Genomic DNA, 14,567 nt, shown 5'->3' with positions numbered 1-14,567 from the left:
TCTGACTTTATTTTTACAACTCCAAATTAATTTTACTCTTTTTTTTACCCATCCCCCAATTCCCTGATTCCCACCTTTTTACTATGCTCATGCTATGTAACGCTCAGTGTTTCTTCCATTTTTCGGACTGCAAAGGTACGCCACTTTTTAGCCTTTGTCAAGGCCTTCCCCCAAAGTTTTTTATACCCTAAACCCTACTCCCCTTATCTTCAGTTACTTATAAATCATACCATCCATAAAGTTTATATTAGTTCTTGGTTTTGTGCAATAACTATACCTCCTTTTTAAAGTTACAGGTAAGATTATAAGCACTTTTTACAACTCAAAGGGTGGTACAGTTTTTTTAATTATTCCTTATTTCCATTCAAAAATCTACAATTAACTATTTAAAACACATGGACAACAACAATAACGGAGTAATGGGCCTGTTTGGCCAATTCTCAAAAAAGGTAACCAAGGCAACCGGAAGCCCCTATGCTTTTTTACTGGCATTGCTAATTATAATTGTCTGGGCGGTATCGGGCCCGCTGTTCAATTTCTCTGATACCTGGCAATTGGTTATTAACACCGGAACCACCATCATCACGTTTCTGATGGTTTTTATTATTCAGCAGTCGCAGAACAAAGACACTATTGCATTGCAGATTAAACTTAACGAATTGATAGCGTCTAGCGAGAAGGCCAGTAACCGGCTGGTCGACATTGAGGATTTAACAGAAGACGAGCTTGAGAAAGCCAAAGGATTTTACAGAAAGCTGGCCGATCTGGCTCAGATGGAAGATGACGCATTTATATCTCACTCAATAGAAGAAGCCACCGAAACCCACGAAGAGAAAAAGAACCTGCAGAAAAAGCGAAACTAAAACCTATATATATAGACAAGAAAAGCCCGCCGATAAATTCAGCGGGCTTTTCTTGTTCTGGCACTAGCTGTTAACGGGCAAATGCCGAAGCAGAGATGTTGTCGTTGAAAACAATACTGGTTGTCAGCTTAACCGAGCGTTTTTCGGCTGTGTTGCTGTAGGTTCCCTCAGACGGATATTTGATACCGTAGGGCGACGTTGCATAATTGGTATAATCTTCTGTAATTACTTCAGCTGGCGAAAGCGTCAGTTTTTTTCTTACCAGCAACCCATTGGCCTGGTCAAAATAAAGGTTATACTTTACGCCCTTGCCATTTAGCTCTACATGGTTAACCTTCTTACCATTGACTGTTTCAGTACCAACAAGCGTAGCTACATAGCCTTTTTTCTGGTAATTCCAGAAAGGCAGTATCAGTTCTGTAATTTCGCGCTTCATATTATCCTGCTCTTTCTGATTCAGGTCTTTGGTTTCATACTGGGTGGCTTTATCGCCAGTACCCAAAGGCACTTTAAACCAACCACTGTTGCCCTTTATACCATATATAAATGTGCGTCGCAAAATTGTTTTCGATTTAGACATTGAACCATCGGCCAGCGAGGCTTTCACATCCATGTCATAATCGGCAGCAGTGCCACTTTTAAAGCTTTGCTTAAGTGTATATGTATTTACGCCGTCCCAGAGCGACTTGCCCCCTGTGGCTTCAACGTACTTATCTAAAACATCTTGGGCGGTTTGCGCCAGAGCTATGCTGGTAGAAACGGCAAATGCGATGATACTGATTACTGCTTTCTTCATTTGTTGTCTGATTAATTAATTTACTATAGAACGTCTCACTTATGGCAATCTATATATATAGACCTGTTTTACTGATTAAGGTTTAAATTTTTTGGGTTGGCCGAACCGGTAAATTTTCTGGTTCGCCTCAGTGCCCGGCGTATCATTATATACAATGATGTCATTTACCCGTAAATCATGCTGAACAGAGGGGTTTAGCAATTTTACAACCACTTTATGTTTACCTTTAGGCAACTCGTAATTCCAGAAAAGCTCATGCCTGCGGGTTCTGAATTCCGTCGGCATCTCAACCGTTTCCATCAGTTTGCCATCAATATAAACTTCTGTGTTTAATACTATGTCTTTTGTTGCCTGGTCTTTCTTCTCGGCAACACCTTTTATTACTACACCCGTACCTTCAAAATCAAAACTGTATTCATCTTTCAGGCTTTTATATACAAATATTTTATCGACCGGATACGTATTTTCAAAACTCTGTTCAAACCTAACTACCTCAGGCTTTTGCAAAAGAATACTTACCTGCATACCAGTTACCTTTCCACCGTTGCGTTCTATATTCTGCAGGGCATGCTTCATGCCAATTCCGTAAACGTCGTTCAACGATATGGTGGTGTATTTAAAATCTATGTCTTCTGCATCTTTCAGACCCAACTTCCAGTAAGCCGGTATTTTAGAATACCCCAGCATGGTTCCCAGTATTCCACAGGCTGACGATGGATTACAGTCGGCATCTTGCCCGCAACGGGTGGTTATTTCTATGGTTTTGGTAAAATCACCTTTACCATAAAGTAAGCCCAGCACCACATAGGCCGAATTCAACTTGGCATCAATATTAAAAGGTGTATAAACGCCATCAGGACACCCCACATCGTCAGACCACCGCTCCTGCAAAGCATACCAGGTTTTTTTCCAGTCGTTCGGATACAACTTGTAGTATTTTATTACATCAGCTATACATTTATAATACTCGCTTTGCTTCGGAATTGTTTTCAATGCCTCATTAATAATATACTCAATGTTATTAGACGTAAAAGCCAGTGTATAGCAGGCACCCAGAAAAACGCCCCCATACCAGCCGTCGCCATAATTCATGATATGGCCTATCCTGTCTGAGATTTTCGAAGCCGTATTGGGCATGCCGGGCGACATCAGCCCTGCGAAATCGCATTCAATCTGATAATCGATACAATCGGCATGCGGATTGTGTAACCAATGACCAGACTGAGGAGGCATAATCTGATGTAATATATTGTAGCGCCCGGCCTGATTGGCATGCCATAAAGCATAGCCTGCATTGGCATAGGCTTTGGCATGAGATTCAACCGGAGCATCCAGCCCTTCTTTTTCAAGCACATCCACAAAGGTTAAATCCATGTACAGGTCATCATAAAGCCCCGGGTTTTCAATCATGGTTTTTCTCAGGTAGCCATCATACCAGGGTATGGGCTGATAGTCATTAATAATAGTACCATTGTACCTGAACTCCATGGGGCCTCCAAAGGTAACGCCGATGGTCTGGCCTGCCCAGCCACCTTTAATTTTGTCTTGCAGTAGCTCTTTGCTGATTGTAAAAAACTTTTGCTGCGCCTGTGCCGATAAACTGAGGCATAGCACCAGGTAGAAGATTGTTTTTTTCATAGGTCTTAATCGGTTTTGAATAGATTCTGTTTCAGATGTTTTAATAGACGGGTTACTTTACCCCTGCCAGTATTCTAAAGCGCAGCAGGGTTTAATGGTATGCAGGCATACAGAAAATGCCACTACCAAACTTTTAAGCATTGTTTTTCGTTAATGTTATAAAAGTTTTGAAAATTCAATTTTAAAGCACTAATTTGTTGTTAGAAAGCACAAATATAGAAGTATTTCAGTAATTAAGGCTTTGTTAAATCTCACTAAAGAATTATTAACGATTAAGATGAATTATCAGGTACAACAAGAGGGAGAGTTTAAATATATTGACGAAGGTAGTGGAGATACCCTGCTTATTTTACATGGCTTGTTTGGCGCATTGAGTAACTTTGACGATGTTATTGAGGGTTTCAGACATCGTTGCAGAATAGTAATACCGGTTATGCCAATCTATGATATGCCCATGCGTGAGGCAAGTCTGGAAGGGCTGCAGGCATTTATTGAAAGGTTTATCGCATTCAAGCAACTGAATAATATCATTTTATTGGGTAATTCATTAGGCGGCCATGTGGGTCTGTTATACACCCTTGCACATCAGGAAACCGTAAAAGCACTGGTATTGACCGGAAGCTCGGGTCTTTTTGAAAACACCATGGGTGGGTCTTTCCCGAAGAGAGGTAGCTATGACTACATTCGTGAACGCGTAGCCTATACATTCTATGACCCTAAAACTGCAACCAAAGAACTGATTGACGAGTGCTTTGAGATTACATCAAGTATTCCGAAATGTATGAATATTGTGCAGATTGCCAAGTCAGCACAGCGCCATAACATGGCTAAAGAAATACCAAACATTAAAGTACAAACCTGCCTGATATGGGGATTGAACGATACCATAACCCCACCCCATGTAGGTTTTGAATTTAACCAGTTACTAGAAAACTCGGAGTTATATTTTATTGACAAATGTTGTCATGCCCCGATGATGGAACGCCCGCAGGAATTTAATCATTACCTGGGTCTTTTCCTCGACAAAATTCAGGAACCCGTGCTGGCATAATTGTTTAAGATGTTGGCTTACCGCCCGCGGGATTATACTAAAAACTAAAAAGAATGACGGCTGCTCAAATTATCAACCACGAATTACCCATCTTAAAACTTACCGACACGGTGGGTGATGCTTTGAGCTGGATGGAGGAGAATCGTATAAGCCAACTGGTGGTTGTTGATAATGAACAATATCAGGGCATTTTAAGCGAAGACATATTACTGAACTACGATGAAGAACTGGCGATATCGGAAGTAATGCCCCAATATACCGAAGCGTACATTTTTGATGACCAACACCTTTATGAGGCACTGGGTTTAATTTCAAAATTTCAGTTGCAGATATTAGGCGTGGTAGATGAAGACAAAGTATTTACCGGCGCAATTACTGCTACTGAAATCTATAACCGCTTCGGCGAATTACTTGGCGTTCAGGAACCCGGAGCGGTGCTGGTGATTGCTATAAAAAACAGAGACTATTCTCTGGCAGAAATCAGCCGGCTGGTGGAGTCAGACAATGCCAAAATCCTGAGCAGTTATTTTAACGGCAGCGAATTCGGCGAAGAAAACGCGTCAAAACTTACCCTGAAAATAAACAGAAAGAATATTTCTTCAATTGTTGCTACACTTGAGCGTTTTGGCTACATGGTTGAAGGAGCCTACGCGCACGAACCCATAGACAGCATTGAACAGGAACGTTACGATATGCTGATGAAATACCTTAGTGTTTAATTGACTCTGCCTGTTCTACTTTTGTAGTATGCTTTCTTAGCGTTTTTATAATCAATATCAGACTGATGGTGGTCAGAATTGCCGCGGCCAGAAACGGCACTCCCGGAAAATACACCGGTGCGCCCTTTTCTGTAAACCTGTAGAACAGACCCGTCATTAAAACAGGGCCAATAATAGAAGCCACACTGTTGAGGCTGGTGAGTGAACCCTGCAATTCACCTTGTTCATTTGGAGGCACCTGGCCTGAAATAATTCCCTGCATGGCAGGCCCGGCCAGCCCCCCGAGTGCAAAAGGCACCATAATGGCATAAACCATCCAGCCCTCATTGGCAAAACAATATGCTACCGAACCAAATATTGAAAAGGCAAAACCTACATAGATAGCATTTCTGGTACCCAATTTAGGAATTACCAGGCGGGTAAGAAAACCTTGTACAAAAGCTATCATAACCCCGATAAATGTAAGAGAAAACCCTACTTCCTGCTCAGTCCAGTTAAATTTTTCTTTAGTAAAATAAGTCCAGGTTCCCTGGGTTGAAAAATTAGATATATAAACAAGGAATAAAGCGCCTACCAATCCGGTAATCATCGGAAACCGACGAATACTCATTAAAGCGCCAATAGGGTTAGCCCGTTTCCAGTTAAATTTCCTGCGGTTTTCAATACTGAGCGACTCCGGCAATACAAAATATCCATACAGCCAGTTCAGAATAGTAAGCCCGCCTGCAACCATAAACGGTGCGCGTGTACCCAGATGACTTACAAAACCGCCGATAGACGGCCCTATAATAAACCCTAACCCAAATGCGGCACCAATCATTCCAAAATTCTGCGCACGTTTGTCAGGCGTACTGATGTCGGCCATGTAGGCAGCTGCGGTTGTAAAACTTGCTCCCATTACGCCAGCAATGATTCTGCCTACAAACAACCACCCTATATTTGGGGCAAATACCAGCAACAGGTAGTCAAGCCCAAAGCCAAATAAAGAGGCCAGCAACACAGGCCGACGCCCGTATTGATCGCTTAAGCCCCCCATTACCGGCGAAAACAGAAACTGCATAACCGAATAAGCCGCAAAAAGCCAGCCGCCGTATCGGGCAGCACCGCTGATATCCACATTTGCCAGTTCTGAAATCAACCTTGGCAAAACAGGGATAATTACACCAAATCCGATGGAATCAATTAAAACAGTAATGAGCACAAACGAGGTGGCAGCACTTCTTTTGACAGACATAGTTCAGTTTGGTAAGTTTTGTACAAAATAATTGATTTCCAGGGATAAAACCGCTCTGCTACCTGAAAATTATATCAATATTAAGGCAATTTAATATGTTTCTAAACTGCCGGGGTATGGCCAGTACAGCTTAGAGGTTTTATAAAAAACAAAGAGCGCTCCCTTGCGGAAGCGCTCTTCTATATTTCTGCTCAATTAAAATCAAGAAATGATTTCAGTTACCTGACCAGCACCTACTGTACGACCACCTTCACGAATCGCGAAACGAAGACCTTTATCCATGGCAATGGCATTAATCAATTTCACTTCGATAGTGATGTTATCGCCAGGCATAACCATTTCCACACCTGCAGGTAGAGTAATTTCACCTGTTACGTCAGTTGTACGGAAATAGAACTGTGGACGGTATTTGTTAAAGAATGGCGTGTGACGACCACCTTCTTCTTTGCTCAATACATAAACCTCAGCTTTGAAGTGAGCATGTGGTTTAACTGAACCTGGTTTACAGATAACCATACCACGTTTGATATCGGTTTTCTCAATACCACGAAGCAATAGACCAACGTTATCACCGGCTTCACCACGGTCAAGGATTTTACGGAACATCTCTACACCAGTTACAACTGATTTCAAGCCTTCAGCACCCATACCCAAAATTTCAACAGGCTCACCAGAGTTGATTACACCAGTTTCAATACGACCAGTTGCAACAGTACCACGACCTGTGATTGAGAACACGTCTTCAACCGGCATCAAGAATGGTTTGTCAGTTGCACGAGCTGGAAGTGGAATGAATGTATCAACTGCTTCCATCAATTGTTCGATAGTAGCAACCCATTTAGGCTCTCCGTTCAAACCACCGAGAGCTGAACCTTGAATTACTGGGATATTATCACCATCGTATTTATAGAATGACAACAAGTCACGGATCTCCATTTCAACAAGTTCCAATAACTCAGGATCATCTACCATGTCAACTTTGTTCATGAACACAACCAATTGAGGTACACCTACCTGACGGGCAAGAAGGATGTGCTCACGTGTTTGTGGCATAGGACCATCAGTTGCAGCTACTACAAGAATAGCACCATCCATCTGAGCAGCACCAGTTACCATGTTTTTCACGTAGTCAGCGTGACCAGGACAGTCAACGTGAGCATAGTGACGATTAACTGTTTGATATTCTACGTGCGCTGTATTGATAGTGATACCACGCTCTTTTTCTTCCGGGGCGTTGTCGATAGATGAGAAATCTCTTTTATCTGCCAATCCTTTCTCAGAAAGCACCTTTGTGATGGCAGCTGTCAATGTTGTTTTACCGTGGTCAACGTGACCAATAGTACCAATGTTTACGTGAGGCTTGCTACGGTCAAAATTCTCTTTTGCCATGATTATTGAAGTCTAAATATTAGATTTATTACAAATTTATTAATTTTCACTTTGATGAGCCTTCTTGCAGAACAGTTTTTGTACTTGCCAAGTTTCCCGCGTATGGAAGAAAACTCTTATTTTAAATTGTAAACCAGATTTCCGCAACTCATATCCTGATATTACTGATTTACTTTTCTTGAGGAAAGAACTATCTTTTGGAATTCGAGCATTCAATATAAGACAGTCTGGAATTTACTCGTGTAAACTTTTCCTAAACAAAAAATGCTCTTTTCAAAGTTAGAGCCTTCAAGCAGGATTGAACAGTAACGACTGCCGCTGCCAACCCCTTCCTTACCAAGAACCACTCATTTCAAAGTTAGAGCCTTCAAGCAGGATTGAACTGCCGACCTCTTCCTTACCAAGGAAGTGCTCTACCACTGAGCTACGAAGGCTTTTATTATCGAGCGGGAGACGGGTCTCGAATCGGTAACGACCGAACCGCCACCACCTAAAGCTTGAATCGTCTATCGCTTTCGAGCGGGAGACGGGTCTCGAACCCGCCACCTATAGCTTGGAAGGCTATCGCTCTACCAAATGAGCTACTCCCGCTTAATTTCAATAATTCGTGATTCGGAATTCACGATTAATTATGGTGGGGGCGGATGGATTCGAACCACCGTAAGCGTAAGCTAGCAGATTTACAGTCTGCCCCATTTGGCCACTCTGGTACACCCCCTTAATTTTTATTGCCATCCGGAACCCTTAACAAAGAACATTCTGTCCGAATGGGAGTGCAAAATTATATTCTTTTTTTTAATTGTCAAATATTCACCCCCAAAAAAAATCAATTCTTTTTTATTTTTTTTTCGACCTATGACTTAAAACCAAAAAAAGGGCGAAAACTCACACGTTTTCACCCTTTTTTTATTGAAAAAATTACAGTCTGATACCGATTGTCCAGGCCTGCAGGCCTGCCGCATTTTCCTGGCTGCTCTTAAACAACTCACCCATATCGTATCGGCCAAAGAAGGTAATACCCCTGCGCTTGCCAATCTCTGCCACCAGACCATACCTAAAATCGTTCAGGCCATAGTTATCTTTATTGATTTCTTTCTTACTGCTGTCGCTGTACTTCAACTTACGGTAACTACCTACTCTATACCCTACATAGCCTCCCAAACCAATTTTAAATTTAGCCTCTTCAAACCCGAAATTGAACATAATGGGCAAATTAAGGCTGGTTACCACCAATTTACTTTTATTGAGGTCTTTGGCCGATTTGAAAAATTCTATCTTCCCGGTACTATTATCAATGTAGTTGTTACCTTCAAACATAAAATTGTTCCAGGCAATCTCGGGGCCATAGCTGATGGCAAAATCTACCTGCTTGCCATTAATAAGCGTGGCATTTCTCTGGAAGGATAATGCTACAAAGCGCGACCCCCAGGTTTGCAAATCAGGCACCGTTGAAGGCCCATTAGCCCAGTTATTCAAGCCCAGATATATTCCAAAGTCTGACTTAGAAAAAAACCTGCTATTGCTGCTTTTCTTTTCAGGCTTTGAAGACCAGGTTCTGGTCTCGCTACTTTTTTCTTCTTCATTATCTCTAGTATCAGACCTGCTCCAGTGGTCATTGTCTTCTTTGTCTTTTCTGCTCAAGTCGCCGGCATCGCTGGTTATAATTTTCACGCTTCTGCCGTCTGCTGCCGCAATTACCAAAGTATCTTGTTTAGCGTTGTTCTGTTCAAGCAAAGCTATTGTTCTTCTTCTTTCCGCTGAATCTACCCCCAGGGTTTTCAATACATTTTCCAGATTAAGGTTGCGCGGTAATTCAAAATCTTTATTGCCCGAGGTATAAACCGTTACCCGTTTCTTTACACCCTTATCTGTAAACTCTACTATGGTGGTGTCTTGCTTATAAGCCGCCTTTACCGAAATGCCTCCTAATAGTATCAAAAGGATTAGTCCAATTCTTTTCATTATTTTATTGCTAATTAAATTTTTCTGCTCAAACGGGTTTTTATTAATCATCTTAAATCTTCTTCTCTTTTCTGCATTCTCACTATACGGCGTTGCACAAAATCTCTTACGTCTTCCCGCTCTTCTTTAAACAAACCTTCATCTACACGAGCTACCGCATCTTTTACGCCTATTCTTTTTAAGTCTACTTTTTCACCGTATTTAAAGTTTTTGTATTCGCCATACAATTTGGCAAGGAAAGATTTATCTTTCTCGGCCTTTTCTTCTGCCTGTGCATTGTTACTTTCTTTCAATGCGGCAAGCGAGTTGTCTTCAATAGGTGTAACAATGAGTGTTACAGATTCGCCCAGATGATACTTTGAAGCAGCCGATGCAGGTTTCTCTTTAAGAGCAATTGTATTTTTACCGGCAAGTGTTTCTAAAGGCAATGGTTTCAATTCGTCTTTAGTATTACTAGCCAGTGCATTCGCTGCCTGCGGTGTATCTATAATCACTTTGTCTTCTGAAGCTGGCAGTTTTACCGTTTCTTTATTAGTTATGGCGGCTTTGTTCTGAGCAACGGTAATTTTGCCGGCCGTTGCCCGGCTGCCAAGCTCAGGGGTGTTGTTTTCAGCACGGGCAATTAATGCCGTGTTCTCTTTCACTTCCGGTGCCAAAGGCTGCTTAACTGCCTCAACTTTTTTAGAACTGGTATTATTGGCCGCCAGGTTGTTACCCCCGGTATTGTTTTGTGATAGAACACCTATGGTAAGTACTGCCACCACACCAGCTGCTGCGGCATAGTATGCCCAGTTGCGGTTGATAGCAAAAACTCCACCGCGACGTTTGGTTTGTTTTTCCTGCAAACGCGCCTGAAATTTCTCAAATGCTTTCTGAGAGGGTTCCTGGCGATGCTCGGCCAGTTTTCTGGCAAAAAGTTCGTCAATTGGATGTTTCTTCATTTTTATAACTGATATTTTCATATCCCCGGCCGATTCGTCGGCACGCCCTTAAAGGGGAAATATTAAACAACACTTTTTTCTACTTTCAATAATTTACTCTGCAAAATGGCTCTCGCCCTGCTTAGCTGCGACTTAGAGGTACCTTCTGAAATACCCAGCAGCTCGCCTATTTCCTGATGATTATAGCCCTCAATGGCATACAGGTTAAAAACCATTTTGTAGCCATCGGGTAACTGGTCAATCAGCCGCATTAAATCTTCAGCCTCCAGGTTTGTGCTAAACGCCGACGCGCTGGGTTCTTCTATGGCATACTCAAGATCAACCGAAATCATTTTTTTGCTGCGCACATACATCAGCGCCTCGTTAATCATGATTCTTCTCACCCAGCCTTCAAAACTTCCCTGAAACGTAAATTGGTCTATCTTATCAAAAATCTTCATAAACCCTTCAATCATTACGTCTTCAGCCTCCATTTTATCTCCCACATACCGATTACAAACTGCCAGCATCTTAGAAGCAAATTTCTCGTATAGCCGAGTCTGTGCTTTCGGATCCTGCCGCTGTACCGCCTTTGCGAGGTCGTATTCGTTAGTGAATAAGGATAAAATTCTGGTCATAAAATCATACGTTCATAAGCAAGATGCAAAAAACTATTGAAAGGGTTGCGTGCAGAACAAAAAAATATTGCAAAGCCTAAAATATTTTTTTGCTGCTGTGTATTTGCAAAACAACAGACTTGGCAAAAGCATTCAAAACTGATTTATGGACGAATGAACCGCCTGCTGATTAGTAATGAATGCAGCCGGTTTGATTAAATAAAGTTTTTTTTCAGATTTCTTTGGGAGTTTAATACAATGCTTGTACTTTTGCACTCCCAAAAGGTCCTGTGGCCGAGTGGCTAGGCAGAGCTCTGCAAAAGCTTCTACAGCGGTTCGAATCCGCTCGGGACCTCAAAAATTCAGAAAAGCACCTCAAAAGGGTGCTTTTTTTGTGGCATAAAAAAAAGTGTTGCCAAAATCAGGCAACACTTTCCGACATATTTAAACGTATTACTAACCTTTTTTTCTCTTCGCTGGTTTTGTTCTCTCTTTCTCCTCTGTCACTCCGTTAACGGTTACTGTATATTTCAGATCACAGGTGCCGTCTCCGTAATCAACGGTTTTAGTATCCCCCGAGAACGGTTTAATTTCGATGGTTCCACTAACCGGGAATCCCTTGGCATTATTGCACGAATGTTTCACAACCAGTGCTTTGGTTATGGTAGACGTAAACTGGGTACCATCGCTGGCTTTTGCTGTGGTTGAACCCGTTGTCTGAAACTCGTCATCTTCTTTGCTGGCGGTTCCTTTGTTATCAACCACACGTTTTTTAGTGCTTGTATAAGTAATTACCTTGCTTGTATTGGTATTGGTGATAGACACATTGGCCATTTTCTCGTCGGCAGTGGCTTTTCCACTGGCCAAAGTGGTAGTAATGGTATGTGTACCATTCAATACAAGTGTATCACGTTTCAGGTTTTCATAAGTTACGGTTCTGGTTAGGGTACCCGTAAAGCCGGAGTCTGGTTTTACCGGCATGGTAATTGTTAACTTACCTCCTACCTCTTTATCTTTGCATACGCCACCGGCCACAGCCGTGTAGTCAAACACAATGGTAATTTTATTGTCGGCCACGGTTTTGGTTACTTCGGCGCAATTATCAAATTTGCCTTTCCAGGGTTTATCCCAGCCTATACCCAATATCGGGAAATGCCCCCCACCCGGCTTAGGGCCGTCGGGGCCTCCGGCTTCACGCAAATTACGCCCGCCAAATGGTAGAAAAGTGATGTCGTCAATCAGGTCATAAGCATCTTCCGACTCGTCCTGAATTGTCTGATTATCGGCTATCACCGCCGACTGGGCATCCGGTGTAAGTGAATTGGTGTCAGACTCTTTGGTACAACTAACTACCATGCCCATTGCCAAAGCAATTGCGCCCAATTTTAAAGAGTAATTTTTCATCGGTTTTTTGTGAAAATTAAATAGTGAACAAATGCAGATAAGTGTACACTTTTTACCATAAACAGTTATTCAGCCAGGTTAAAGATTTCGTCTCAGAAGCAATGACGAATACCCCGATTAAAATGGTTGCACGAGCCATATTAAAATTCGTGAGTGCCTGACCATCAACCATTTCGGTACTGATTGCAAAAAATTGCACTTTATTACTGAATGATATTTAGAAACAAAGTTTAGTTTGCAAATGCCCGAAACGATACTTTACTTTTGTAGAATGGAACAACAATCTGAATCTGAAAGTATCTTCTCTTTTCAATACTGGCTTTTGTGTATCAGTTCACTGGTCTTCTTTGCGAGCTTCAATATGCTTATTCCTGAGCTGCCCGATTACCTCTCAAAACTGGGTGGTGCAGAGTACAAGGGTCTTATCATTAGTCTTTTTACCTTAACGGCCGGGTTTTCAAGGCCTTTCAGCGGCCGGCTTACCGACCGCATCGGCCGGGTACCTGTTATGGCCTTTGGCTCACTGGTTTGTTTCGTATGCGGATTCTTTTATCCGTTGGTTACATCTGTTATGCCTTTTTTGTTTTTACGATTAGCGCATGGGTTCTCTACCGGCTTTAAGCCAACAGGCACTGCTGCCTATATTGCAGATATTGTACCGGCATCAAGAAGAGGAGAAGCAATGGGAATGCACGGGTTGATGAGTAGTTTCGGGATGGCCTTTGGCCCTGCACTTGGCAGCTGGATTGCCGATACCTTCTCTATGAATGTTTTGTTTTATGTATCGTCTATGTTTGCGCTTATATCCATTGCTATTTTATACAACATGAAAGAAACCCTGCCGGTAAACCAGCAGGAAAAACTCACGTTAAAAACATTAAAGATTACCCAGAGCGATATTTTTGATGAAATGGTGCTTCCGGCGGCTGTTGTTATATTTCTTACGTCTTTCAGCTTCGGAGCCATTGCCACGCTATCGCCCGACCTCAGTAAAAGTATCGGGCTGCACAATAAAGGGCTGTATTTTCTGGTATATACCCTGGCCTCTTTATTTATACGTTTTATGGCCGGTAGAATATCTGATAAAAACGGCCGTGTGCCAGTGCTGCGCTGGGGCTGTTTTGCGCTCATAATTGCCATGGGGTTCACGGCATTTGCCCATAATATTTATCTGTTTGTAATTGCGGCTGTTTTCTTTGGTATGGCACAGGGGGTGCTGTCTCCTATTTTGCAGGCATGGACAATCGACTTGTGCGATGAACACAACCGCGGACGCGCCCTTGCTACCATGTATATATGTATGGAAGCCGGCATTGGTCTGGGCGCTTTTCTTTCTGCCGAAATTTACCAGAATCAGCTTTATCGTATGCCCTATGCTTTTCTTATCATGGGCGGGCTCGCCATTCTGGCTTTCGGATATTTGTTTACAGGCAAGGTACGCCGTATTAAGGAGGCATTTTAAAACCAGGCTTGTTCAAGCTTACCAACGTATTTATCGGCAAGTTTGCCTGCCAGATGCGCTTGAAGGCTGGTGCTGACGTTAGGATACAGATGCAGGGTGTCCAGGTCTGCAATATCAACCCACCTGATGTCAATGGCCGAGGTATGCTCGGGGTTCAATGCTGGTGTACCTGCAGTAATTTTTCCCTCAAAAATAAAATGGATACATTGCTTCTGTTGCTCTGAGAAATGCACCTCTCCTACCATTAGCAGCTCGCCTATCTGTGCTTTAATGCCCAGCTCTTCTTCCAGCTCGCGCTCAAGTGCGGCGGTGAGCATTTCGCCATACTCAAGGTTACCACCCGGTAAATTAAATACGTCCTGTCCTCCATACTGGTAATGCATGGTTAATAACTTATCATCTTCTAGAATGACAACAGCCGGTCTGATTTTCATAGCTATTCAACTCAAAGTGGATTTTTCTACAATAATGAATTAGTGAAGGGTGAATTAGCGAATAACAGTTAATCAATT

At 42.3% G+C, this 14,567-nt stretch carries 13 protein-coding genes and 4 tRNA genes; 5 read left to right on the top strand and 12 right to left on the bottom strand.

Annotation, left to right across the window (positions count from 1 at the left end; genetic code table 11):
• Positions 1-395 precede the first annotated feature (395 nt).
• Positions 396-863, top strand: a complete 468-nt coding sequence (locus tag NZ848_RS20040; protein ID WP_259017007.1) for a low affinity iron permease family protein — start codon at positions 396-398, stop codon at positions 861-863.
• Positions 864-933: 70 nt separating this feature from the next.
• Here the strand turns inward: NZ848_RS20040 and NZ848_RS20035 are convergent, their stop codons facing one another.
• Together NZ848_RS20035 and NZ848_RS20030 are read right to left on the bottom strand one after the other, a co-directional pair.
• Positions 934-1,659, bottom strand: coding sequence for a hypothetical protein (locus NZ848_RS20035; RefSeq protein ID WP_259017006.1), 726 nt, complete (start codon positions 1,657-1,659; stop codon positions 934-936).
• Positions 1,660-1,734: 75 nt separating this feature from the next.
• Positions 1,735-3,297, bottom strand: a complete 1,563-nt coding sequence (locus tag NZ848_RS20030) for an ADP-ribosylglycohydrolase family protein (RefSeq protein WP_259017005.1) — start codon at positions 3,295-3,297, stop codon at positions 1,735-1,737.
• A gap of 277 nt (positions 3,298-3,574) precedes the next feature.
• On the opposite strand from NZ848_RS20030, the gene NZ848_RS20025 reads away from it, so the two are divergent.
• Both NZ848_RS20025 and NZ848_RS20020 read left to right on the top strand, forming a co-directional pair.
• On the top strand, positions 3,575-4,348 hold the full coding sequence (locus NZ848_RS20025; protein ID WP_101728430.1) for an alpha/beta fold hydrolase: 774 nt from the start codon (positions 3,575-3,577) through the stop codon (positions 4,346-4,348).
• A gap of 53 nt (positions 4,349-4,401) precedes the next feature.
• On the top strand, positions 4,402-5,067 hold the full coding sequence (locus NZ848_RS20020) for a CBS domain-containing protein (protein WP_253528754.1): 666 nt from the start codon (positions 4,402-4,404) through the stop codon (positions 5,065-5,067).
• Here the strand turns inward: NZ848_RS20020 and NZ848_RS20015 are convergent.
• The 8 genes from NZ848_RS20015 to NZ848_RS19980 all read right to left on the bottom strand — a co-directional run bounded on the left by NZ848_RS20015 (position 5,057) and on the right by NZ848_RS19980 (position 11,210).
• Positions 5,057-6,301 (bottom strand): TCR/Tet family MFS transporter, encoded by a 1,245-nt coding sequence (locus tag NZ848_RS20015; protein WP_259017004.1) that lies wholly within the window; start codon positions 6,299-6,301, stop codon positions 5,057-5,059. The two genes, NZ848_RS20020 and NZ848_RS20015, sit on opposite strands and share 11 nt — an antisense overlap.
• A gap of 201 nt (positions 6,302-6,502) precedes the next feature.
• The gene (tuf, locus tag NZ848_RS20010; RefSeq protein WP_101728427.1) at positions 6,503-7,690 is read right to left on the bottom strand and encodes an elongation factor Tu; all 1,188 of its coding nucleotides are present in this window, start codon (positions 7,688-7,690) and stop codon (positions 6,503-6,505) included.
• A gap of 362 nt (positions 7,691-8,052) precedes the next feature.
• A tRNA-Thr gene (locus NZ848_RS20005) sits at positions 8,053-8,124 on the bottom strand.
• Between the two features lie 84 nt (positions 8,125-8,208).
• A tRNA-Gly gene (locus NZ848_RS20000) sits at positions 8,209-8,281 on the bottom strand.
• Positions 8,282-8,322: 41 nt separating this feature from the next.
• Positions 8,323-8,408 (bottom strand) — tRNA-Tyr (locus NZ848_RS19995).
• Positions 8,409-8,608: 200 nt separating this feature from the next.
• Positions 8,609-9,652, bottom strand: a complete 1,044-nt coding sequence (locus NZ848_RS19990; protein ID WP_259017003.1) for a PorT family protein — start codon at positions 9,650-9,652, stop codon at positions 8,609-8,611.
• Between the two features lie 47 nt (positions 9,653-9,699).
• Positions 9,700-10,593, bottom strand: a complete 894-nt coding sequence (locus NZ848_RS19985) for a hypothetical protein (protein ID WP_259017002.1) — start codon at positions 10,591-10,593, stop codon at positions 9,700-9,702.
• 62 nt (positions 10,594-10,655) lie between these two features.
• A complete protein-coding gene (locus tag NZ848_RS19980) occupies positions 10,656-11,210 on the bottom strand; it encodes an RNA polymerase sigma factor (RefSeq protein ID WP_253528761.1) in 555 nt (184 codons plus the stop codon).
• Between the two features lie 263 nt (positions 11,211-11,473).
• Here NZ848_RS19980 and NZ848_RS19975 point away from each other — a divergent pair.
• Positions 11,474-11,544 (top strand) — tRNA-Cys (locus NZ848_RS19975).
• Between the two features lie 101 nt (positions 11,545-11,645).
• Here NZ848_RS19975 and NZ848_RS19970 read toward each other — a convergent pair.
• Positions 11,646-12,593 (bottom strand): hypothetical protein, encoded by a 948-nt coding sequence (locus tag NZ848_RS19970; RefSeq protein WP_259017001.1) that lies wholly within the window; start codon positions 12,591-12,593, stop codon positions 11,646-11,648.
• Between the two features lie 271 nt (positions 12,594-12,864).
• On the opposite strand from NZ848_RS19970, the gene NZ848_RS19965 reads away from it, so the two are divergent.
• Positions 12,865-14,055: an MFS transporter gene (locus NZ848_RS19965; protein WP_259017000.1), complete on the top strand. Its 1,191-nt coding sequence runs from the start codon at positions 12,865-12,867 to the stop codon at positions 14,053-14,055.
• On the opposite strand, the gene NZ848_RS19960 is transcribed toward NZ848_RS19965, so the two are convergent.
• A complete protein-coding gene (locus NZ848_RS19960) occupies positions 14,052-14,489 on the bottom strand; it encodes an NUDIX domain-containing protein (RefSeq protein ID WP_259016999.1) in 438 nt (145 codons plus the stop codon). The two genes, NZ848_RS19965 and NZ848_RS19960, sit on opposite strands and share 4 nt — an antisense overlap.
• Between the last annotated feature and the right edge of the window lie 78 nt (positions 14,490-14,567).

The sequence above is a fragment of the Emticicia fluvialis genome, from assembly GCF_024793945.1.
Lineage (GTDB): Bacteria > Bacteroidota > Bacteroidia > Cytophagales > Spirosomataceae > Emticicia > Emticicia fluvialis.
Note: the sequence above shows the minus strand (reverse complement) of the source record. Positions and strands in the feature narration are given on the sequence as shown.